The sequence below is a fragment of the Clostridium sp. 1001271st1 H5 genome (assembly GCF_005845215.1).
Classification (GTDB): domain Bacteria; phylum Bacillota; class Clostridia; order Lachnospirales; family Lachnospiraceae; genus Enterocloster.
In genome coordinates this window covers 45371-69095 of record NZ_SPHO01000018.1, presented here as the reverse complement: position 1 = coordinate 69095, position 23725 = coordinate 45371, and the positions used below count along the sequence as shown (strand labels likewise).

Annotated in this window: 19 protein-coding genes and 1 pseudogene; 1 reads left to right on the top strand and 19 read right to left on the bottom strand. The window is 53.7% G+C overall.

Going from position 1 to position 23725, the window contains the following annotated elements:
- Position 1 precedes the first annotated feature (1 nt).
- The 7 genes from FGS84_RS22780 to FGS84_RS22750 form a co-directional block, all read right to left on the bottom strand.
- Complete coding sequence (locus tag FGS84_RS22780) at positions 2-1510, bottom strand: sugar ABC transporter ATP-binding protein (protein WP_138310613.1); 1509 nt, start codon at positions 1508-1510, stop codon at positions 2-4.
- Positions 1511-1644: 134 nt separating this feature from the next.
- Positions 1645-2985 (bottom strand): substrate-binding domain-containing protein, encoded by a 1341-nt coding sequence (locus FGS84_RS22775; RefSeq protein ID WP_138310612.1) that lies wholly within the window; start codon positions 2983-2985, stop codon positions 1645-1647.
- 158 nt (positions 2986-3143) lie between these two features.
- On the bottom strand, positions 3144-4196 hold the full coding sequence (locus FGS84_RS22770; RefSeq protein WP_319638370.1) for a galactose ABC transporter substrate-binding protein: 1053 nt from the start codon (positions 4194-4196) through the stop codon (positions 3144-3146).
- Between the two features lie 53 nt (positions 4197-4249).
- Entirely contained in the window at positions 4250-5221 is a 972-nt protein-coding gene (locus FGS84_RS22765) for a substrate-binding domain-containing protein (protein WP_138310611.1), read from the bottom strand.
- Between the two features lie 31 nt (positions 5222-5252).
- Positions 5253-7043, bottom strand: coding sequence for a sensor histidine kinase (locus FGS84_RS22760; protein WP_138310610.1), 1791 nt, complete (start codon positions 7041-7043; stop codon positions 5253-5255).
- Positions 7044-7108: 65 nt separating this feature from the next.
- Positions 7109-8746, bottom strand: coding sequence for a response regulator (locus FGS84_RS22755; RefSeq protein ID WP_138310609.1), 1638 nt, complete (start codon positions 8744-8746; stop codon positions 7109-7111).
- A gap of 18 nt (positions 8747-8764) precedes the next feature.
- A complete protein-coding gene (locus tag FGS84_RS22750; RefSeq protein ID WP_138310608.1) occupies positions 8765-9844 on the bottom strand; it encodes a pectinesterase family protein in 1080 nt (359 codons plus the stop codon).
- A gap of 269 nt (positions 9845-10113) precedes the next feature.
- Here FGS84_RS22750 and FGS84_RS22745 point away from each other — a divergent pair, with 269 nt between their 5' ends.
- Positions 10114-11520: an amidophosphoribosyltransferase gene (locus FGS84_RS22745; RefSeq protein WP_138310607.1), complete on the top strand. Its 1407-nt coding sequence runs from the start codon at positions 10114-10116 to the stop codon at positions 11518-11520.
- A 41-nt stretch (positions 11521-11561) separates the two neighbouring features.
- On the opposite strand, the gene FGS84_RS22740 is transcribed toward FGS84_RS22745, so the two are convergent.
- From FGS84_RS22740 to cobJ, 12 genes and pseudogenes are all read right to left on the bottom strand, one after another.
- Positions 11562-12218, bottom strand: coding sequence for a precorrin-8X methylmutase (locus tag FGS84_RS22740; protein ID WP_138310606.1), 657 nt, complete (start codon positions 12216-12218; stop codon positions 11562-11564).
- A 4-nt stretch (positions 12219-12222) separates the two neighbouring features.
- The gene (locus FGS84_RS22735) at positions 12223-13833 is read right to left on the bottom strand and encodes a cobyric acid synthase (protein WP_138310605.1); all 1611 of its coding nucleotides are present in this window, start codon (positions 13831-13833) and stop codon (positions 12223-12225) included.
- Positions 13806-14930, bottom strand: coding sequence for a histidinol-phosphate transaminase (locus FGS84_RS22730; RefSeq protein WP_138310604.1), 1125 nt, complete (start codon positions 14928-14930; stop codon positions 13806-13808). The genes FGS84_RS22735 and FGS84_RS22730 overlap by 28 nt, the downstream gene beginning before the upstream one ends.
- 60 nt (positions 14931-14990) lie before the next feature.
- On the bottom strand, positions 14991-16064 hold the full coding sequence (gene cbiB, locus FGS84_RS22725) for an adenosylcobinamide-phosphate synthase CbiB (protein WP_138310603.1): 1074 nt from the start codon (positions 16062-16064) through the stop codon (positions 14991-14993).
- Positions 16065-16078: 14 nt separating this feature from the next.
- Positions 16079-16510 (bottom strand): bifunctional adenosylcobinamide kinase/adenosylcobinamide-phosphate guanylyltransferase, encoded by a 432-nt coding sequence (locus tag FGS84_RS22720; RefSeq protein ID WP_138310602.1) that lies wholly within the window; start codon positions 16508-16510, stop codon positions 16079-16081.
- 2 nt (positions 16511-16512) lie between these two features.
- Positions 16513-17346 carry an adenosylcobinamide-GDP ribazoletransferase gene (locus FGS84_RS22715; protein ID WP_138310601.1) on the bottom strand — a complete coding sequence of 278 codons (834 nt, stop codon included), beginning with the start codon at positions 17344-17346 and terminating at the stop codon, positions 16513-16515.
- Positions 17343-18071, bottom strand: a complete 729-nt coding sequence (locus FGS84_RS22710; RefSeq protein ID WP_138310600.1) for a bifunctional adenosylcobinamide kinase/adenosylcobinamide-phosphate guanylyltransferase — start codon at positions 18069-18071, stop codon at positions 17343-17345. Before FGS84_RS22710 ends, FGS84_RS22715 begins: the two co-directional genes overlap by 4 nt.
- Before the next feature lie 120 nt (positions 18072-18191).
- Positions 18192-19250, bottom strand: a complete 1059-nt coding sequence (gene cobT / locus FGS84_RS22705) for a nicotinate-nucleotide--dimethylbenzimidazole phosphoribosyltransferase (protein ID WP_138310599.1) — start codon at positions 19248-19250, stop codon at positions 18192-18194.
- Complete coding sequence (locus tag FGS84_RS22700; protein WP_138310598.1) at positions 19247-20914, bottom strand: cobyrinic acid a,c-diamide synthase; 1668 nt, start codon at positions 20912-20914, stop codon at positions 19247-19249. Before FGS84_RS22700 ends, cobT begins: the two co-directional genes overlap by 4 nt.
- Positions 20899-22218 (bottom strand): precorrin-6y C5,15-methyltransferase (decarboxylating) subunit CbiE, encoded by a 1320-nt coding sequence (cbiE, locus tag FGS84_RS22695; RefSeq protein ID WP_138310597.1) that lies wholly within the window; start codon positions 22216-22218, stop codon positions 20899-20901. The genes FGS84_RS22700 and cbiE overlap by 16 nt, the downstream gene beginning before the upstream one ends.
- The gene (cobK, locus tag FGS84_RS22690) at positions 22205-23008 is read right to left on the bottom strand and encodes a precorrin-6A reductase (protein ID WP_138310596.1); all 804 of its coding nucleotides are present in this window, start codon (positions 23006-23008) and stop codon (positions 22205-22207) included. Before cobK ends, cbiE begins: the two co-directional genes overlap by 14 nt.
- Positions 22995-23714 (bottom strand): annotated as a pseudogene (cobJ, locus tag FGS84_RS32020) (precorrin-3B C(17)-methyltransferase); the annotation flags it as partial. The pseudogene cobJ and the gene cobK, both read right to left, overlap by 14 nt.
- Between the last annotated feature and the right edge of the window lie 11 nt (positions 23715-23725).

Below are 23725 nucleotides of genomic sequence, written 5' to 3'. Positions count from 1 at the left end.
CTTATAGGTATTTTGCACTGAGCCTTAAAAGTTCTTCCTGATTTGTCTCTTTTGTATTAACAATTCCAGAAAGGCGTCCATTTGACATAACACCAATACGGTTTGTAATTCCCAGTATCTCCGGCATCTCAGAAGAAACAACAATGATTGTCTTCCCCTGCTTCGCCATATTGATGATAAGCTCATATATTTCATACTTTGCGCCCACGTCGATTCCTCTGGTGGGTTCGTCCATCATAAACACCTGCGGACTGCGCTCCAGCCACTTTCCAAAGATAACCTTCTGCTGATTGCCGCCGGAAAGGCTGGAAATCATGTCGTCAGGCCCCATACACTTGGTATGCATGATTTTGATTTCCTTTGACGTGGCCTTTATCATCTTTGCATCGGAAAGCGCTATGCCCGACATATACTGCTGCAGATTGGCAATGGTGGTGTTAAAGGTAAGGTCGCCCTTTAAAAACAGTCCGTTTGCCTTGCGCTCCTCGGTAATCATGGCAAAGCCATGCTCCATGGCTTCCTTTGCGCTGCTGAAATTCATAAGGCGGTTATTAAAATAAACACGTCCTGCCGCTCTGGTTCGGACACCAAAGATGGTTTCCAGAAGCTCCGTGCGCCCTGCCCCTACCAGGCCGTACAGCCCGAATATCTCTCCTTCTTTTACGTCAAATGAAACATCCTGCAAATGAGGCTCAAACTTTGTGGACAGATTCTGGATGGACAGAATCACGTCGCCGGGGGTATTGTCAACAGGCGGGAACCGGTTATCCAGGGAACGGCCGACCATTGCTGCAATCAGCTCATTCATATTTGCATCCTTGGTGCTCTTTGTCATAACCAGGTTTCCGTCACGAAGCACGGATATCTCATCGCAGATTTCAAAAATCTCATCCATCTTGTGAGAAATATAAATCAGGGCAATTCCCTGCTCCTTTAACATCCTCATCATCTCGAAGAGTTTGTCAACCTCCTGTACGGTCAGGGAGGAGGTGGGCTCATCCAGAACAATCACCCTTGAATTATAGGAGATGGCCTTGGCGATTTCGCACATCTGCCTCTGTGATACGGACATACGGCCCATGGGCTGGGTAAGGTTTACAGTCATTCCCAATTTTCTAAAGAGCTCGGCGGCTTCCTTTTTCATCCTGCCTTCATCAATTACACCCATGGAATTAACCGGATAACGTCCCAGGAACAAATTATCAATTACATTCCGTTCCAGACACTGATTCAATTCCTGGTGAACCATTGCAATGCCGTTTTCAAGAGCATCCTTTGGTCCGGAAAAGCTTACTTCCTTGCCATTCAGGAAGATATTTCCCTCGTCTTTCTGGTAGGTGCCGAAAAGGCACTTCATCATGGTTGACTTACCAGCTCCGTTCTCACCCATAAGCCCCATAACGGTTCCGCGCTTCACATCCAGGTTGATATGGTCCAGAACCCTGTTCCGGCCGAAGGACTTGCTCATACCGCGTATTGATAAGACGATATCATCTTTCTTATCTGCCATTATTTTACTCCTGTATATGTAGATTGATAGGTTTCAGTATTAAATATTAGGGAGAATTTCTTCTCCCTAATAACAGCACATCTTTACCTTTCCACGATTCTTCTTATCGTGTACTTTTGTTGTTTCAATGAATATTACTGCTCAAGCAGAGATGTGTATGAAGCTGCATTGTCTGTCTTAACCATGTTGATGGCAAATGCGTCATACTGGCTTGGATTTCCAAGACGGTTTGTAATATTGGACTCTGTCTGTCCGTCGCCGCCGATGTAGTCAACCTTCAGGTTGAGAAGCTTATCATATTTCTGAAGCAGAGGCTGATAGGTGGAGCCAAGGAAGTTGTCAGCTGAGTTGTAGATGTTCAGCCATACATTCTTTGTAGCATGGGAAGCCTCATCCAGCTGATTGGATACAGGTGCGTACACCATGGTGGAATCTGTGAAATCTGTATAGTTATCAGCAGTTACAGCTACGTTCAGTGCGTAGTAGGAACGCTCATCTGCCTTGTAAACATATACATCAGGGCTCAGGACATTGCCTGCATCGTCTGCTGTGCCGATACCTGTATCAATATCAACTCCATCCAGTGCATTACGCAGAACACGAAGTGTCAGGTATGCCTGTACGTCTGCATGCTGGCTGATTGTGCCGCCGTAGCCTTCTGCGATAGCAGCCACTGCGTCGCTGTTTGCATCATAGCCAAATGTAGGAACCTTGTTGTCCTTGGACCATGCGTTGAACATGGACATGCCCATGCCGTCGTTGTTGGATGCAACTATATCAATCTGTTCGCCGAAAGAGGAAGACCATGTGCCGATAGCATTGCCTGCTGTGGCGGCATCCCATGTAGCGCCTGCAGAGTTCTTCATCTCCTGGGAAGCCAGCTCGCGGACAACATATGTCTTTCCGCCTACTTCGATGGAGCCGTCCTGTACAACGGTTGCTGTGCCGTCTGCGTTTGTACCAACAGGGTCACTGTTGATGTTGCCGTCTTTCTCCACAGCTGTGCCAAGAGCCTTACGGATACCTCTTGTACGTGCGATGGAGTCGTTGTGTCCGATGTCTCCGATTGCCAGAACATAGCCGATGATTCCGTCGCCGTTGCGGTCAATTGAATCAATGTTCTTCTCAATGTAATCCTTAACCATGGTTCCCTGAAGCTCAGCACCCTGGTTTGCATCGAAACCTACATAATATGTATCCTTATTGAAATTCAGGGCCGTCATATCAAGCTGTCCTGTTGCACTGCTGGATGGCTGACGGTTAAACCATACCAAAGGCTTATCCTTGTTTGCCACCTCTGCGCCTGCTTCGGGTGCCGCTGCTGTATCAGCTGCGGTTGTGTCTGCTGCCGCTGCGGTTGTGGTATCCCCTGCAGCTGCTGTGGTTGGTGCTTCTGTTGGCTTGCTGCCGCCTCCGCAGGCAACCAGTGATAATGCCATGGAACACGCAAGAGCAACACTTAATGCTTTCTTCATTTTTAATTCCTCCCTTATATTTTTGTTGTCTTTGGTTGTTTTTGCTTAACAACAAGTTCATTATACGACCTGATTGTGCATTTTTCCATATGATTTTTATAGAAGGATTATAAAATTTCTTTGATTTTATCCTTTTTCATCGGCGTTTTACATATGACTCACTGGTTTTTAAGCAATTTTGCCTCATCCTGGGTCAGCGCCCTCTGGGGACACCAGTAATATTTTCCTTCCAGCTGCGGTACCCTGGACTTTGGGTCCTGGTTCAGGGACAGGCTCCAGGCAATGTCAAATATGGCCTGGGCATACTTCTCCTTATCGGATTCCACGGTACCGAAGAGATACCCTTCCTCCAGGGCCTTGATACCCACAGGGGTGCCGTCTATGCCGACTACTTTGATGGAATTCGCCCCGATTCCGGCCCGGTGTATGGCGTCAATGGCGCCCAGGGCCATGTCGTCGTTGTTGCTGACCACCAGTTCAATCTGTCCCGGATACTCCTTCAGCCACTGTTCCATAAGGGCCGACGCCTGGCTCCTGTCCCAGTTGGCAATCCCTCCCGTAATCTTCTCCAGAGGCACATTCCCGTCCTTTAAGGTCTGGATGGACCACTCCGTGCGAATCAGGGAATCCTGATGGCTGGTTTCCCCTTCCAGAAGCACATAGCTTACCAGACCGTTGCCATTGGCATCCAGTGTACGTGAATCCTTCTGGTATGCATCCACCAGGATATCTCCCTGGAGCACGGCTGATTCCTTGGCGTCCGCTCCCACATAGTACAGCTTTTCCCATCGGTTCATGTCCTCCTCCACCGGCTCCCGGTTAAAGAACACCACCGGAGTGCCTGCGTCCATGGCCTTGTCAATGATGATGGATGCCGATGAACGGTCCACGCTGTTGATGCACAGAGCATCGCAGCCAAGGGAAATCAGCCGCTCCACCTGGCTGTTCTGGGTATTCTGGCTCCCCTTGGCATCCATGATGTCCAGCTTTACCTTGATGCCTGTCTCCTGTTCATATTCCTTTGCCTTGTCCTCCAGGCCTGCGCGCAGGGTACCGATGAAGGTGTCGTCCCCCCGGTAGAGCAGAACCCCGATGCGGATGGAATTCTTGTCCGCCTGCCGTCCGCCTTCGTTTCCCCTGTACTGCCACAGCCCTATGAGGATGGCCGCCCCCATACAGGCCGCCAATAGATACATCCAATTCCGCTTCACCGCAATGCCCCTTTCCTTACCGCGTCTTTTCCCAATTTACAGTCTTTTCTTTTTTACTCAATGGGATAAAGCATTTTCTCATATGTCTTATCCCTTAATTTGTCCTCATCCACATAAATGGCCTCCAGCAGGGTCTGCTGCTTCTGCCGCGTGCCCTGGATGGCCTCCACGGCCTGCTTTACGCTCAGATATCCCTGGTCAAACTGGTTATACGCTGTCATTCCCGTGACAATTCCCCTGTCCAGGGCCCTGAGTAGGGAGGTGGTGCTTCCGGCGCCGTAGAGCCCTGCCACCCTGCCCTGATATATGGTGTTTTCCTCCAGTATCCGTGTGGCCTGGTCCAGTGATTGTACATCCAGAGCTATAATGGTAATCCTGCCGCCTCCGGGAGAATCTGTTTCCTCTATGGCCTGGCGGTATGTGTCCTGGTTTTCCCTCTCAATGAGCCGATATTGATACCCCTGCTCCTCCAGCACGGTCCTGACTCCCTCATAAACCTGGGCGCTGTCCCCATAGTCCAGCCCCCTGCAAAAGAGGTAGACCGGCACATCCCTGGGGGCCTGGGACGCTGCCGCCCCGCCCAGAAGCCTGCCAACCTCCCTGCCGTCCACGCCGATGGTGTCCGGGGACTGGCCTCCCAGCGGGGGCTGGCCCAGAAGAATGACAGGGCAGCCGGGACTCATGTCCTCCAACTCCTTTACAGCCTCCTCCGTCTTCACCGGCGCCAGAATAACCGCCCTGGTTCCGTCCCTGATTTCCCTTTTTACCAGCTCCATCTGCTGCGCCTGGTCATCCGGGGCATAAAGGGTGATGAAGCTGACGTCCCCATGGAACTCCACCGCCGCCTGGTCCATACCCTTTTTGAAATTCACATAGTAATCGTCGTTATCACCCTCCACGATAACGGAAATGGGATATACCTCAACTTTCTTTTCCGTGATAATCAGGTCCGTGGAGGACATCAAAAACAGCAGGACCAGGATACCGGCCCATATGCACCAGAGAATTTTCCCTTTATTTAACATAGGCTTCCTCACCTTTCCACGATTCTATTTATCATGGACTTTCCGTATTCTTTACTTCCTCATAGGGGATGGCCGGCAGATGGGCCGTGACCGTTGTCCCGTCATCCGGCTCTGACTCTATTTCCAGTCCGTAGCTGTTTCCAAAATACAGCCTGATGCGCTCGTTCACATTCCTGACCCCGATACCGGAGCCTCTGCCCGACGGCACATGGTCCGTATCCCCGAAGAGCCGTTTCACCTGCTCCCGGGTCATGCCCAGGCCGTTGTCCGATACGCTCATATACAAATCCTTGTCCCGGCGCCATGCCCTGATGCGGATTTCGCCGTCTCCGTCCATGAATTCCATGCCGTGATAGATGGCATTTTCCACAAGAGGCTGAAGGATAAGCTTAAGGCTGGCCAGGTCAGTGACATCCTCCCCTGCTTCCACCGTGTAGGTGAATTTGTTTTTATAGCGCATGTGCTGAATCATAAGGTAGTTGCGCACATGCTCCAGCTCGTCCCTGACCGTGATGATGCTCTTCCCCCTGCTGAGGCTGATGCGGAAAAACCTAGCCAGGGCCGTCACGACCCGCACTGCGTCGGACAGGTTTTCATTTTCAATCATCCATACAATGATGTCCAGGGTGTTATATAGGAAATGGGGGTTAATCTGTGCCTGGAGGGTATCGAATTCGCTCTTTCGTTTGGATTCATGCTCCGCCACAATATCGTCCATCAGCCTGCGTATCTGCCTGGCCATGTTCTGTATGGAATTGCCAAGATGCTGTATCTCATAGGAGCCTCCGCTTCTGACCTCTGTTTCCAGGTTGCCTGCCTCGATTTCATTTACAGATTTTTCCAGTTCCTTGATGGGGTCTGTTATCCTGGATGAGATATAGGAATTGATGATGGTCATGATAAAGAGAACAAAAGCAATCATAAAAATCACCAGAAGCTTTGTCTTGATGTTGTTCAGGGACACACCGTCAAGAGGCGTCACCCCCACCACCTTCCAGCCCGTGTATCCCACGGTCTTCACGGTGACAGTGCGTTTTACCCCATCCACGGTCTGCCGGTAATTGCCGTCTCTGAGGCCGGATACCTCCAGGTTGTTCTCCCGGACGATTCCCGAGTCAATCAGCTGGGCCTGGGGATGGTATATGATTTCCCCGCTGCTGCTAATCAGATAGACATAGCCTCCGTTTCCCAGGTTTACCCCGTCGAACAGCTGCTCCAGACTGCTGTAGCGGATATCAATCAGCAGGACGCCCTGGTCCGTGGAAGGGCCCTGGGTGATTTCAACCGCCCTTGACAGGGAGATAACCCACCGGTACTGGTTCTCGCTGCCGTCAAAGATGTACTGGACATGGGGCGTGGAAAAGTGCATGTTTTCCGTCTTTTCCAGGGAGGAGGTAAACCAGTTTTCCCCGGTAACATCCACATTGGTCTTAAGACGGGCCGCCGGCACGGATTCCAGCAGCTTTCCTTCTTTGGACAACAGGGCAATGTTCTCCACATTGTCCTTGTTGTTGTCGTAGAGAAGGGTCATCTCGCTTCCGATGGAGCCGCTTGCCAGGTCCGCGTTCTTGACAACGCCGTAATACAGGGAATCCGACAGCTTCATCACGGTGCGCAGGTAATCCTCCATAGACCTGGTTATCTGATTAATCAGAATCTGGTTCTCCTCCCGGATGGTGGCGGACATCTGGCCCGACAGCCTGGAATACAGGGAAATACCTATAAATATACTGGCGGCCAGGGCCGTCAGCGTAAAGTAGATGAATATAATATACCGTATGCTGGCCTTCTGCAGCTTAATCCTCTGCTTCTCAAACAACATGTCCCCTGCTCCTTTACGCGGCCTGCCTCAGTCCCGTTGCACACGGCGGGACAGGCCTGCTGTATCTATTTTGCCCCTCTGAACTTTGTGGGCGAAACCCCAAAGCGCTTTTTAAACACATAGCTGAAATAGTTCTGCTCCTGATATCCCACCTTGGCCGCTATGACATAGGTCTTGTCGTCGGTCTTGTTGAGAAGCTCCACCGCCTTGTCCAGGCGGACCTGGGTCAGGTAGGCGGTATAGGCCTGCCCTGTCTCCTTCTTGAACATGGTGGAAAAATAGGCCGGACTCATGTGCAGCTGGCGGCATATTTTCTCCACGGACAAATCCGGGTCCTGATAATTGTCCATAATGTATTCCTTGGCCTTCTGGATGACCTGCTTCATGGTATTATCCCGTTCCTGGTTCATGGCCTGGTTCATCCTGACTGCGGCGGAAAGCAGCCAGTGGGCAAAGTCTTCCTTTTTCAGCATCCTGGGTATGACGGCAAAGGTATCTCCCTGCTCTTCCCCTTCCTCTGTCAGCTGGTCCAGGTCCAGGTCATACTGCTGAATCAGCTGGACAATGGAGCTGGACACGCTGAGCATATATGCCTGGCACTGCCTGAAATGCACCTTTGCATCGCTCATCTTATCCATGACCGCCTGTACCGCTTCCTCTATCTTCTCCCTGGGACCGAACTTGATGGCCGCAATAAGCTCCGCCTCATCCTTGCCGTCAAAACTCAGCTTTCCCCCGCTTACAGGCTCCACGTCATTGATGTAAATGGTGCTTCCCGCCCCCACAATTGCCTTATAGCCAAGGGCGTCCACGGCCGCCTTATAGGAACTGCTGACCTCCCCCAGGTCCTGGCAGCTGTGGCCGATGCCAATGGTGATGGGCACCTCCAGAATCTTCTTTGTCTCCTTGCAGATATCCCCCAGCACGTCAATGAGGCCGGTCTGGCTGTTATCCCCGTCAATGGCAGCAATAAGGGCCAGTTCAGACCAGGAGGTCCTGGAAGAGGTGAATACGGATGACCGGCAATAGTTTCCCAGCTTTTCCTCCACAATCTGCATAACTGAAATAGGAATCAGGTCCCTCTCCTTGTGGAGAGGCAGTATGTTCCCCTCCCTGATTTCCTCCGGCTCTATGTCAATGGCTGCAGCCACCCACTTCTTGGCTCCTGCCAGAGGAATGTCGTACTCCGCCAGTTTTTCTTTCAGTACCTGTCCGGGCACCGTGCTTCCCACCAGTTCGTTTAAGAACTGGTCCCTGAGAATGGGAAGGTTGCGTATATAATTTTCACGCAGCAGGTTCACATTCCGTTTCTGCTCAATCTCTTCGTCCAGATTGGATTTGATGCGCTTTAAAATAGCGGTCAGCTCCTCCACGTTCACCGGTTTCAGGATATACTCCGTCACATTCAGCTTAATGGCCTGCTTGGCATACTCAAAATCATCGTAGCCTGAAAAAATCACGATTTTCACTGAGGGGTATTTCTGCCTCACCCGTTCAGCCAGGGAAAGACCGTCCATAAAGGGCATCCTGATATCCGTCAGAATCACGTCCGGCTCCAGGGCCTCCACCTTTTCCAGGGCTTCCTCCCCATTCTCTGCATCTCCAACCACCTGGAAACCGGCTCCCGTCCAGTCAATTTTCCTGATGATGCTCTGCCTGACCTCTTCCTCATCATCCACCAGTATGATACGGTATAAATCCATACGTATGTCCCTTCCTTCTTAAATGTATGCCTGTTCCCCAGGATTCCACCTGTCCGCTCCGCCCAGCACCTTTTCCATGGTGTAGTCCTGTGCCTGCTCACAGGTAAGCACGGCCACCCAGTCCGGCCTGGGAGAGCCATGTTGCGGCGGTTGCCGGTCTGTTATATCCCGGTCCGCTGCTCCCCGGTCCGCTGCTCCCGGTCCATAGCTTGCATATTCCCCGTAAAACAGGGTGGACCGCGCTTCCTTCTTATCCCAGTCATGCCATCCTTCACGGCATATATGGGGACCCAGATAGCAGTCAATGAGAACTGTCCTGGCGTAATCCCTCCAGGGCCGGCCCAGATAGACGCTTTCTCCGGCGCTGTTTCCCGTAAACCGGCAGCTTCTGAACACATACCCATATCTCTGGCCCCTGGGGGTGGATGCGGCAGTCACATATCCCTTTCTTTCTGCGTCCCTGCCAACGGAATATAGTTCGCATTTCTCAAAGTAGGCTGTGGCGCTGCCGAATATAAAGTCTATGTCCCCGCAGATAAAACAGTTCCGGTAGCAGTGGCGCCCGTTTATTCTGGGGGAAAACTGTTTTGGTCCTATAAACCCGTTCTTTTGGATTTCCTTTGGGGGAAGGGGGCCTGTGAAAAGTGTGTCCTGTCCTCCCAGCATCCGGCATCCCTCAAACAGAATCCTGTCCCCGTCCACATACAGGGCCAGAGCCTGTCCCGCCTCTTCCCCCGGACCCGCGCTGTTTTCAAAGGTCAGGTTCCTTGCGGTAAAATCATGGGTGTCCACCAGCACGCTGTAGGTGCGGAATGTCCCCCGCCTGCTTCCGTCTTCCATCAGCATGCCGGCAGACAGGCCGTATGTGATGACTGTGCTGTCCGCCGACTCACCCTCCAGTGTAAGGCGCGGCCTTCTGATTTCCAGCCGTTCCCTGTACACGCCCTTTTTTATGAATATGCAGGCCGGCGGCCCCTCTGCTTCTCCCAGCGCCGCCAGGGCCTCTCCTACTGTATCGTAATCACCACTGCCATCCCTGGCCACTGTCAGGCAAATAGCCTGCTTATCCTGCCCGTTCTGTCCATCTGATTCAGTCACCTGCAAGCCTCCTCTTCCCGGAGTGTACTGCTCCGTGAGATTTATCACAAGTATACCTCAAATGTATGGAATTGTCATCCCGGAGCAGAACCGAAATTCACCGGAAAACCCTTCCTGCCATGCTTATAGTTTCTCATAAGTATAAATAATATATCAATCATATTGTCCTGTACTACTAATATATGTTATGATAAGTCCGTAACCGGCAGACAGGCCGGCACCAATCACAAAGGCGTAAAACAAACACATAGATAAAAGAGGTATGATATATGGGCGGAATATTTGGTGTTGCATCAAAAAACAGCTGTACCCTGGACCTGTTTTTCGGAGTGGATTACCACTCCCATCTGGGGACAAAAAGAGGCGGAATGGCCGTATACGGCAGCCAGGGCTTTACAAGGTCCATCCACAACATAGAAAACACTCCCTTCCGTACAAAATTTGACGGGGATTTGGACGAGCTGGAGGGAACACTGGGCATCGGATGTATTTCCGACAATGAACCCCAGCCCCTTTTGATTCAGTCCCACCTGGGCAGCTTTGCCATAACCACAGTGGGAAAAATCAACAACGAGGCCGAGCTGGTGGCCTCAGCCTATGAAAACGGCCATATCCATTTTATGGAGATGAGCCATGGACGAATCAATGCCACGGAACTGGTGGCTGCCCTGATTAACCAGAAATCCACATTGGTGGAAGGTCTTCTTTTTGCCCAGGAAAAGATAGAGGGCTCCATGTCCATCCTGCTGCTGACGCCGGAAGGAATCTACGCATCCAGGGATAAGTTCGGAAGGACCCCCATTGTCATCGGACACAAGGGCGATGCCTTCTGCGCCTCCTTTGAAAGCTTTGCTTATATTAATCTGGGATATACGGACTACAAAGAACTGGGTCCGGGCGAGATTGTATATATGACGCCTGAGAGCGTAGAAACAGTCAGCCCTCCCAGGGAAGAGATGAAGATATGCTCCTTCCTGTGGGTATACTACGGTTACCCCACATCCAGCTACGAGGGCATCAATGTGGAGAGCATGCGTTATGAATGCGGAAAGCTGCTGGCCAAACGGGATGAGGCGCAGCCCGAGGTGGTTGCCGGCGTTCCAGATTCAGGCATTGCCCACGCCATCGGGTATGCCAATGAATCCGGCATTCCCTTTGCCCGCCCCTTTATTAAATATACCCCCACCTGGCCCCGCTCCTTCATGCCGCAGAACCAGGGACAGAGAAACCTGATTGCCCGCATGAAGCTGATTCCTGTGGACTCGCTGATCCGCAATAAAAAGCTTCTGCTCATCGACGACTCCATTGTGCGCGGTACCCAGCTGGGAGAAACCACGGAATTCCTGTACCAGAGCGGGGCAAAGGAAGTGCATATCCGCCCTGCCTGCCCTCCCCTTATGTTCGGATGCCCTTACCTTAACTTCTCCCGTTCCACCTCAGAGCTGGACCTGATAACCAGAAGAATCATCCGGGACAGGGAAGGCGATGATGTGTCCCGTGAGGTTTTAAGCAGCTATACAGACCCGGACAGCGCCAATTACAAAGAAATGATTGAGGAAATCCGCAAGCGCCTTGGATTCACCACCCTGCGCTACCACAGGCTGGATGACCTGGTGAAGTCCATCGGCATCTCACCGTGCAAGCTCTGCACCTACTGCTGGAGCGGCCGGAAATAGGGAATCCCCGGACTCTGATACGGCAGCGCATCAACCAGTTCCTACACCGGAATCTGATACAGCAGCGCATTACAGATGGCGGCGGCAACATTGCTGCCGCCTTTTCTTCCCCTTGCCACAATGTAGGGCGTGTCCTCAAGGGTAAGTATCAGTTCCTTTGACTGGACCACGTTCACGAATCCCACCGGTACGCCGATGACAAGGGCCGGAACAGCCAGTCCCTCCTTTATAAGCTCATAAATGCGGACCAAAGCCGTGGGAGCGTTGCCCACGGCAAAAATAAGGGGACGCCCCTGTAAGCCATAGAGCCTGGCCGCCTTTTCCATGCTGGCCACAGCCCTAGTGGTTCCCTGTGTCCCCGCCTGGTCAGCCACATCCTGGTCCGCCATGAAACAGAAGGCTTCCCCGCCCAGAGCGGACAGCCTTTTTTTGTTGATTCCGGACAGCCCCATATTGGTGTCCGTGACAATAACTGCCCCGGCTTTTAACGCCTCTATCCCTTTCCTGACCGCATGGCTGGAAAACACCAGGTTTTGTACATAGTCAAAATCAGCCGTGGTGTGGATGGCCCGCTTGACGACCCGTTCATTTTCAGGCTCCAGCTGTATGCCCTGCAAGGACAGTTCCTCCTGTATGATTTCAAAGCTGCGCCTCTCTATATCCCCCGGCAGCACCTGTTCCAACTGTATGTCCGTCATACGCTTACGCCTCTCCTTTCCGCCTGATGCCCATGATTTTGTACACGGCATCCATATCCAGATTCTCCCTGAGTTCTCCTGCCAGCTTATCATACTGCTGTTCCCTGTAAGTGGGATAATCCATGTCCGCAGCCTGCTCCAGGGTCAGCCCCTTTGCCGCTGCCAGCGCCTCTGCCACTGCCCCGGCAATTCCGGGTCCGTCAAAGATTCCATGGACATAGGTACCATATAGATTCCCCCTGTTCCACCCATCCATCCTGGCCTGTCTGGACAATATCCCGTCCTGGCCTGTCTCCATCACATAATCCATGGGGCGGCATATCTCCGGCTCCCTGCGCCAGGAAACGATTCTGGCCGTGTCCGCAGCCCCTTCCTCCCGGTCAATGAACGTACGGCCCATATGAATCTCATATCCTGCAATGGATTTTCCGGACAGATTGCCCAGGCAGCCGTCCAGCTCGCCGAAGGCGCCTTCCACCTGGGTCCTTACCTTTTCCTCCTCAAACTCCGTTTTAAGGGGAAGAAGCCCCATTCCCTCCACCCGGGAGGGACGGTCCGTTTCCACGCCCTTTGCATCTTCCAGCACCTCTCCCATCATCTGGTAGCCGCCGCAGATTCCCCACACCGGCACCCTGCGGTCAGCCAGCTTAAGGATTGCCGCCTCCAGCCCGTTCTGACGCATCCACAATAAGTCGCGGATGGTACTCTTGGTGCCGGGGAGGATGACCATATCCGGGCTGCCAAGGTCGCAGGCCCTTGAAACATAGCGCAGGGACACTCCCGGAATTCCGGAAAATACATTAAAATCCGTAAAATTGGATATACGCGGAAAACGAATCACTGCCAAATCAACGGCAGCCGGGGTCCTTCTCTTTCCTGTCTCCAGCCGGCTGCTTAAGCTGTCCTCATCCTCAATGTCCACATCCATGTAGGGTATCACCCCTACCACGGGTATATGGCACAGGTCCTCCAGCATGGCAATCCCAGGCTCCAGTATGGTCCTGTCCCCCCGGAATTTGTTGATGATTAATCCCTTTATGCGCTTTCTCTCTTCCTCTGTCAGAAGGGCCACCGTACCGTAGAGCTGGGCAAAAACGCCGCCCCGGTCTATGTCCCCCACCAGGAGCACCGGCGCGTCGGCCATGTCCGCCATGCCCATGTTCACGATATCATCGGATTTCAGGTTGATTTCTGCCGGGCTGCCGGCCCCTTCTATGACTATGACATCATACTGTTCCTCCAGACGCCGGTATGAGGCCATGATATCGGGAACCAGCGTTTTTTTACAGGCAAAATAGTCCCTGGCCTTCATATTTCCCCTGGAAATCCCGTGGACAATGACCTGGCTTCCCACATCCGTGGTGGGTTTTAAAAGAATGGGATTCATGTCTGCATGAGGGACAATACCCGCCGCCTCCGCCTGTACGGCCTGGGCCCGTCCCATTTCCAGGCCTTCCGGTGTTATGTAGGAATTAAGGGCCATGTTCTGGGATTTAAAGGGAGCTGTCCTGTAGCCGTCCTGATGAAAGATACGGCACAGTCCGGCGGCCAGAATGCTCTTTCCCGCATTGGACATGGTTCCCTGAATCATGATTGGTTTAGCAGGTTCAGACATTGTTTCCTCCTCTCAAGCACCCGGGCCATTTCCCGGATAAGCTGTTCATTGTCCTGTTTCAGCTTCACACAGATACGGTAGCAGGAAGAATCCAGCCCCGGATAATTGGCACAGCTGCGAATCAAAATACGGCGCTGCAGCAGTTCCTGGTAAAGCCGGCCTTTTTCCGTGGTTCCATCCTCTCCCGGGTCCCTGAAAAACAGATAATTGGCCCCGGAGGAATATACCTTAAAACCCAGGTCCCGGAGTGCTGCAGCCAGCCGCTCACGCTCCTCCTTAATTACAGCTCTGGTATGCTCCACAAAATCCGTCTGACTAAGAGCCGCCACGCCGGCCCGCTGGGCCAGGCCCGACACGGACCAGGGCTGCCGGACTGCCTGCAGCCGTTCCAGCAGGCAGCGGTCACTGCAAAGGCCATAGCCCAGCCGCAGCCCGGCCATGGCATACAGCTTGGTAAATGCCTTCAGCACAAACAGATTCCCAAACCCGGACAGGTCAGGTATGACGGAATATACGTCTGAATCCTCCAAAAAATCACAGAAGCATTCATCCACAACCAGGAACGCCCCCAGACTTCCGCAGGTTTGCGCCAGCTGCTCCACGTCTTCCTTTTCAGCAGGTATTCCCGTGGGATTGTTGGGATTGCACAGGAACACAATATCATAGGGCTCTCCCCTCTCCGCCGCTTCCTTGATACAGCTGCACATGCCGGATATGTCCGGGGCGAATCCGGCGTCCTCCCTGAGATAATAATAGCTGGTCCTGCACCCCGCTGCTTTCAATGCCTGCTCATACTCGGAAAAGGTGGGAGCCGGGACAAGCCCGCGGCCAGGACGCAGCGCTGCGGCCAGGCCGAATATCAAATCAGCCGCCCCGTTTCCGCAGATAACCCACTCATCCTCCACCCCATGATGCCTGCCCAGGGCCTGCCTCAGTTCCCGGCACCGGCTGTCCGGGTACAGGCTGCATATTTCCTTATCCAGGCAGTCCCTCAGCGTGCTCTTTACCGCTTCCGGCATTCCAAGGGGATTGATATTGGCAGAATAATCCATCTGTATGTCCTGGCTGTAAATGTCTCCGCCGTGCTGATATTCCATAATAACCTCCCATAGTGACCTTTCCTTTTGAAGATATAGTACGATAATTACCAAATGATTTCACAGAAGCAGAAGCAGGACACCCAGACCAAGGACCATGACGCCCTCTGTGAAAAACATAAGGAGGTTTGCCCGTCTTATGTCCGCTGGTTCTATCCTCCTGCCGTCATCCCCTATATAGGGCTTTTTGTGAAGCGCTCCAAAGTACCACGCATCCCCTGCCAGACGCAGATGGAGGGCCCCTGCACAGGCAGCCTCGCCGTGAGCGGAATTAGGGCTGGCATGGCGCTTTCTGTCCCGGAGGAACACCTTCCAGGCATGGGCTCCGTCCATCCCGGGCAGGACCCAGGCTCCAAGGACCATCAGGACTCCGGTCAGCCTGGCCGGTATCAGATTGAACAAATCGTCCAGCCTGGCTGCACAGCGTCCGAAATACAGGTACCTGTCATTCTTATATCCCACCATGGAATCCATGGTGTTGACAGCCTTGTACAGCGCGCCTCCAGCCGGCCCCAAAAGCGCCATGAACAAAAAGGGGGCAATGACGCCGTCAGAGGCATTTTCAGCCACTGTCTCCACTGCCGCCCTGGCAATTCCGCCCTCATCCAGTACCGAAGTGTCCCTTCCCACAATCATGGACACATTGTATCTGGCCTCCTCTGTCCGTCCTGCCTCCAGGCTGCGGCACACCTTCATGCTTTCCGTGTACAATCCCCTGGCTGCCAGCATGAGACTGCACAGGAAACCTTCTGCCAGCAAAAGCACTGCCCAGGCCCTGGCCAGCAGCAGATGTTCCGCTGCGGAAAAAACCGCCCGGGGAATGCACCACCACAGAGCGCACATAGAGGCAGTGAGGAGCACACCTGCCCATGCTTCCCTTGTCTTTTCAGGACCAGGACACTGTGTGTGCTCTTCTTTCCCATGGGGAACGCCCTGGCTGTCCTGATTCTCTTTCTGCTTTCCCGGTCCCGCTGCCCATTTTCTGAGCCGTGATTCCAGCCAGGAAATCATGGTTCCCATAAGGCGCACCGGATGGGGAAGCCATAAGGGGTCCCCCACCATCCAGTCAATCACACATCCCGCCAGCAGGGCTGCTCCGTGAAATTTCCATATATCCAGCCACGTAATATCCATGTCTACCTACCTTGTCATTTAATCCGCATCCCTATCCCGCAGCACACCCGCCATACGGCCTTTGCCTCCCCGGCAATCCGGCAGCAGAGCCGCCCTGTCTCCTCCCTGTACAGCCGTTCAAAGGCATCTGCCGGCACAATGCCGCAGCCAATCTCATCTGTCACCAGGACACGGTCCGGCGGTCCGGCAGACAGTTCTTCCAGAAGCCGGTTCATGATTGCCTCTGCCCATCCCCATTCGGATTCATGGCCAATCGGGCCTGTGCTTCCCTCCATCACACGTCTGACAAAGAGATGGAAGTCATGGCAGAACCTTCCTTTCATGAATTCCTCCCAGGAAGCCTCTGAGCCCTCTGTCCAGACAGATACATCCTCCCCCTGTCTCCCAAGGTGCTGCCTGACAAACTCCTTCTTACCCTGGGAGCTTCCTCCTGTTACCAAGACCATTTCTACATTCCTCCCATCAATCCTGCTCTCAAAAGAACGGCTGCCGCCGCCAGCCCGGCCAGTTCGCAGATTTGCAGAAAGCATCCGGCCAAATCCCCTGTCACTCCCCCAAACTGGTTAACCGACATCCTGTAATACCATAAAAACACGGCCAGGTGGGTAAACAGTATTACCCATGCCGCTAATCCCGCCCCATGACAGCCCGTCCCAACGGCAGCCATGGCGGCTCCCAGGCAGCCAGCCAGCCACAGGACCAGCACCGCTGAATCTGTTTTCTTTTTGGCTGCCCCTCCAAATCCGGCCGCCAGTCCCTTTTTTTTCGCCTGGGGAAATGTGACCACGGAAAGACCGCTGAGGGCGCGTTCCATCACAAACACAAGGCAGGGAACCATGTAAAGAAAATATCTGTCCCCAGTGTCCTTCATCCGGGCAAGAGACAGGTACTCATAAAAGACGCCTGTGTAGAGCATCATGTATACCCCAAAGGAAATCACTGCAAATGCCCCCAGGTGCGGGTCTTTGAGAATCTCCAGCTTTTTGCTTCTGTCGCCGTAGGAGTGGACAGCATCCATGGTATCCATAAAACCGTCCATATGGATTCCTCCTGTCACCAGGATTGGAATAGCTGCCCCTATGAGGGCAGCGGCCGCCGTGGACAGATTCAGGACATCCAGGGCAAGATAGAGCCAGAGGCCCAGAACCGTTCCCTCTGCAATCCCCACCAGCGGGAAAAAGCACATAACATAGCGCATCCGCTCCTGGGTCCACTCCACAGCGGGCATGGGTATTTTGGAATACATGGAAACCGCAATGATACAGGAATAAAGTCCGTTCATTTTCCCTGACACTCCCTTCCTCTCAAATCACTCCCCTCCGGCAATATAATCCCTTCTGCCGCGGCTTGGGAAACCCTTGGTTTCCGGAGCACGGGAATGCCGTAAACCACCTCAGCCACCCGGTCGGAGGCAGCTGCCAGCTTCTGATTCAGACGTCCCATGAGACGGATATACTCCATTGTCTCCTGTCCGTAGCAGATTCCGTCCCGGTCCACTTCGTTTGTAACAATCACCATATCCTGCACCTGGCCTGCCAGGGAAATGATGTCCGCTGCAAGCTTGTCAGCCAGGTATGGGACCTGGTTTTTATCCTGGTTCCCATTCTGATTTTCATCCTGGCCTTTATCCTGGTTTTCTGACCGGTTTGATGGCTGCCGCTCCGCGCCTGCCGCGGCCTCTGCCGTACCATCTTCCCTGAACATCTCGTTGGCCGCCAGATTGGATACACACTCCAGCAAAAGGACTCTGTCTGTCCTGGAAGAAGCAGATGGACCTGCCTCATATTTTTCCAGCACCACATTTCCCACGTCCCAGGGTTTTTCTATGGTGATGAATTTCTTCCCGCTTCGAAGCATACGGTGCCGCATCACCTTATCCCTTCCCTCTTTTCCATATGCAATCATGGTAGCTACATAGAAACGGCGGGAACAGGGGGAATCCAGAATCAGTCCCTCTGCATATTCTGATTTTCCGCTGCCGCTTCCGCCTGTCACCAGAGTAATCATCCCTTAATCTCCTGCTCGTATTATATCAATCTTCTCATACACCAAACTTCTCGTTGCATCAATCTACTCATTGCGCCAATCTACTCATTGCATCCATCTTCTTATTGCGCCAATCTTCCATCATACAAGATGTTCATATGCCTCCACATGGATATCGTCAAAACTGCTCATCTGTGTATACACGGCAGCGGCCATGTCTAAAAGTGGGAACAGGGCCGCTGCGCCGGTGCCTTCCCCCAGACACATTCCCGCTGAAATGGCGGGTTTGAGTTCAAGCGCCTCAAGGACCAATGCCCCGGCAGGTTCAGCTGAAACGTGGGAAGCTAGAAGATATCCCTTTACATCCGGGCAGATTCTGACAGCTGCCAAAGCTGCTGCTCCTGTTATGAGCCCGTCCAGCACCACAGGAATACCGCAGGCAGCACAGCCAATGTAAAAACCGGTCAGGGCCGCCAAATCCAGACCGCCCACCTTGGACAGCGCGTCCACCGGGTCCTCTCCGGACGGCTTGTGGATACGGATGCCTTCCCTTATGACCTGCACCTTACGGCTGTAACCGGCTGTGGTGAGACCGGCTCCCCGGCCCGTCACCAGCTCAGGGTCCATATCCAGAAGAACGGAAAGAATGGCGCTGCTGGTAGTTGTATTTCCGATTCCCATCTCCCCGGAGCCGGCCAGCACATATCCTCTTTTCCTAAGTTCTGAGGCCATATTCACCCCGGCCTCCATGGCCTTCACTGTTTCCTCCCTGGTCATGGCAGGTTCCTCCAGAAAGTCCTTTGTCCCATACGCCACCTTCCGGTCCACTACTCCCGGAACCGCCTCATGGCAGGCCATCCCCACATCCACAGGAATCACATCCGCCCCTGCCTGCCTGGCCATAAGGCAGACGCATGAATTCCCCTGTGCCATGTTGCCTGCCACAATGGCAGTTACCTCCTGGCCGGTCTGGGTCACGCCTTCCTTTACAACGCCATTGTCTCCGCACATGACCACAATGGCCCTGGGATGCAGGCTGACTGCCAGGCTGCCGGAAGCTGCCGCGATGCGTATGATATCCTCCTCCAGGACCCCCAGGCTTTCCAATGGTTTAGCCACCTGGTCCCAGTGCTGTTTCGCCTGACGCCTGATTGCCTGGTCAATGGGCTTAATCGTTCCGATTGCTTCCCTCAATGTCATAGCTCATATCCCTTTCCATAATCCTTACCTTGTTTCTTTCCATATTCCACACACTGGTCCGCAAACCTTTGAACCAATTCCGGGCAGGACGGATAATAAAGATGGGGAAATCCGGCCATTACATGCCCCTCTGTCCTCATGCAGGGCCAGCAGCGGCTGCCATTTGGCTTGAGGGCCATCATACGGAATTCGTCCGCCCTGCACCTGCAGTCCCAGTAATGAAATTCGTGCCCCTTTATCTCCTCCCCTTCCGGCAGAAAGGGAAGGTCTTCATTGGGTCTAAGGGTTATGTATCCAAATCTGCCGGTCTTTCCGGCCCTGTATCCATGGCCTCTTAAAACACCTGCCATGGGATAATCCCTGCCGTCAGCACCTTCCAGGCTGTCCAGAAGATAAAGGTAGCCTCCGCACTCCGCCAGAACAGGCATTCCCGATGCAGCCGCAGCAGCCACCGAATCCCGCATAGACCTGTTTGCAGCCAGCGCCCCGCCATGATTTTCCGGGTAACCTCCGCCCAGTATCATTCCGTCCAGCCCCCCGGGCAGCTCCTTCTGATGAAGCGGGCTGAAATACACCAGCTGGGCCCCGGCCTCTTCCATGGCTTCCAGATTATCCCCGTAATAAAAGCAAAATGCCTCATCCCTGGCAATTCCCAGGCGGAAACGCGGTCCGGCTCCCGGTTCCGGCTGCATCCGGCTCCCGGTTTCAGCCCCATTATCCCTATTATCCAATCCGGAATTTGAAGTGAGTTTATTTCCCTCCTCACTTACATCCCAGCCCTCTGCATCAGCAGCAATCTTTAAAAGCAGCTCCCATTCCAGATTTTCATCCATCCGGTCCGCCAGCTGCTCCAGTTGTTCCCTGATTCCCTCTATCTCATCCGGAAGCACCAGTCCCAGATGCCTGCTTCCCACTTGAAGGAATTCCAGTTCAGGCAGGTATCCTATGACCGGAATCCGAAACCGTTCCTCCACCATTGGCTTTATGCGGTTATATATCATGGGAGACATGCGGTTGAAAAAGATACCCTTTATGTTGTTATTTATTTTATCATGATTCACGCTGCAGCCAGAGCTCCCGGCATGGTCCCCAGTCCCGCTGTCCGTTCTGTGAGTTTTTTTCTCGCGATATTTTTCCTCATTTCCTTCCTGCATCTTGTATTCTGTCTCTGCTCCGCATTCCATATCATGGCAGGCGTCATCGCAGGATTTATTATGAGTTTTTTTCTCATCATCATTTTCTGCCGCCGCATCATACTCCAAAAAACCCTGAATAAAAGCCATCAGGGACAAGCTGGCCCCTCTCCCATCCACCACCAGAATGGCCGGAAGGCCGAGAAGGCGGCCAATCTCAAAGGAGCTGCCGCGGACAGACACGCCGCCCAGGCCGTCAAAATATCCCATGACCCCCTCCGCCACCACAAAATGGCTCTCCATGCTGCGGCGCAATTTCCGCCTCATATGGGCTGGGGTTTCAAAAAAGCTGTCCAGATTGCCGTTTTCAACTCCCAGCACCCTGCGGTGGAACAGGCCGTCGATATAGTCCGGGCCGCATTTAAATGCAGCCGGATGATATCCCTTTCTCTTAAGCAGAGCCAGCAGGCCGCAGGTCACCATGGTCTTCCCGCTTCCGCTCCCCGGAGCAGCTATCATAATTCCTGCCATTGCAAATCCCCCTCGTCCTCTTTGGGGTCCTGCATGACTGCCACATATACCGGATTCTGGGCCCTGGGCATATGGTAGCTTCCCACTGTATCCACAGGCGCCGCCCATACCTGGGTAATCTCTGCTGAAGCAAATCCGAATTCCTTCATGCAGGCCAGAATCTCGCCCACTGTCTCCAGTGTAATGGCATTTGCCACAATTCTCACACGGGGATTGGCCTCCAGAAGGGCTGCCACGATTTCACGCATATGGCCACCGCTTCCGCCAATAAATGCATGGGTAGGCGGTTCCAGTCCCTTCATAGCTTCCGGCGCCTCGCCTTCCACAATGTGAAAACCCATCCAGCTTCCGTGGAATTTCTGGCAGTTGGATTCAATCAGCTGCAGGGCTTCCCTGTTCCGCTCAATGGCATAGACCTGTCCGCTGCCGCCCCGGCTGCGTATCTCCATCCCCATCTCCACTGCCACGGAGCCGGTACCGGCTCCTATGTCATAGCACACGGCCTGGGCGCCGATACACAGCTTTTCCAGGGATATCCTGCGGACCTCCTTTTTTGTCATAGGCACCTGCCCGCGGATATAGTCGTCATCCTCAGGGCCTGCCTGGGGATAAAGCTGTCCTTCTGCCGCCTCTGTGTTTTCCACCAGCACACAGGCCAGACTTCCAAAGGGAAGGCGCTCGTCCTCCATCAGAAGCTCTGCAGGCGTCATTTCCCAGGCAATGCGCTCATCCTCATATGAAAAGTTCTCTCCCGCCCATATGGTCACGTTGCTCATTCCGCTGCTGACCAGCTGACGGCACAAATCCGGTACGCTGCCCGCCCCGCCCAGCAGGATGAAGCAGCTTCTGAAGCTGCGGATATGGGCAACCACATCACAGTCCCTTCCGTGGCTGCTGACCGGATGGACATTCTGCCAGCTCTTGCCTAACCTGGCGCAGAAATAGGACAGGCTGGACACGCCCGGAACAAATTCCACGTCCCACCCTTCCCGGAGAAATGCCTTTGCAGCTGCCTCGGCCCCGCTGTAAAAACCAGTGTCCCCTGAAAGCACCAGGGCTGCTTCGTCCCATCGGAAACTGCCCAGCCACTGTACCATCTCACTGGGCTTATAGGCTGAAAACACCCGCTTTTTGTCGGTGTAGGCGCTGACGCTCTCCAGCATCCGGTCCGCCCCCATCACCACCTGGGCTGCCTCCAGGCAGTCCATTGCCCGGCCCGTAAGCTGGTCTTCTCCTCCCATCCCTATGCCCACAAGATATACGATTGGTCTTAAATCATCCATATATGGTTCATCTCTTTTCATGGTCCATCCACTCCTTTACCTGTCCCTTTATCTCCTCCAGGGATACGCCTTCTCCGCTGCCCGGCCTGTCAATCACCACTGCCGCTGCACCGGCCTTCTGGGCCGCTCTCATCTTCTCTGCAAAGCCTCCGGCTGCGCCGCCGTCCTTGGTCACCAGATAAGCGCACCCATATTCCCTGAGCTGCACCAGATTCATTTCCTCTGAAAAGGGGCCCTGCATGGCGATAATATGGCGTCCTTCAAATCCCAGGCTTCTGCACAGCGCCACAGCCTCCGCCGAGGGCAGGACCCTGGCATAAATCCTTTGCTGGTAATTTTCTATTTTAGTGTACGCATCCAGCTCCTTGCTGCCCGTTGTCACCAGGATATTTCCCGGCACAGAGGACAGCCATGCGGCTGCGCTTTCCACATCCGGCACATGGACCACATCCGGCATATAAGCTGCTCCCGGTTCACGCAGGCACCTTATCAGCCGCAGTCCGGCTCTATTGGAGCACGCCTTCCTTATGTTTTCCGTCACTTCCACTGCATAGGGATGGGTGGCGTCAATGACCAGCGCCGGCTGCAGCTCATAAAGCATCTGCTCCATCTCCGCTGCGTCCAGACGTCCCTGGCGTACTTCCATACACCCGGCATGGTCCGTCTTCCATATATCCTCCAGCAAATCCCTTCCATAATCCGTGGCCACACAGATTACAAAGGGCTGTCCCGCCTCCTGAAGATACTCAGCCAGCTGCCTTCCCTCTGTGGTTCCGGCAAACAGCAGGATGTTCCTCTTATTTTCCTTCATACCTGTAACCTCGCGGCGTAACCATATAGGGCCCAATCTGCCTGGTATGGAAATTGCCGATGTAAACCGTGGTAAACATGTCCGCCTGGCGGTCCTTCAGCTCATCCAGGGTAAGGACCTCCATCCCTTCCCCTTGCCTGCCTATATTCACAGCCAGTCCGCATACCGTATTTCCCGCCCTGTACTTAAGAATCCTGCCGCATGCCTGACGGAAATAGTCAGGACGTCCCTTGCTGGCCGGATTATACAGGCATATGACAAAGCCTGCCCGTGCAGCGGCCTCCACCCGGTTCCATATATCTTCCAGGGGCGTGAGCCGGTCGCTCAGGCTAATGACTGCAAAATCATGCATCAGAGGGGCTCCCAGTATTGCGGCACCTGCACAGGCAGCAGTGATGCCAGGCACTATCCTGACGCTGACGCCTGGATACTGTTCCGCCAGTTCCAGTATAAGACCGGCCATTCCGTAGACCCCTGCGTCCCCGCTGCATATCATGGCTGTATTCTTTCCCTCCAGGCAGCATTCAAATGCCTTGCGGCACCGTTCCTCCTCCCTGGTCATGGCGGTGGTCAAAAACTCCTTTTGGGGGAACAATCCCCTTACCAGGTCCACATAAACCGTGTATCCGGCAATGACCTGGCACTGCTCCATGACTTCCAGGGCCTGTCCTGTCATCTGTTTTCGCTCTCCGGGTCCCATTCCCACCACATAGAGTG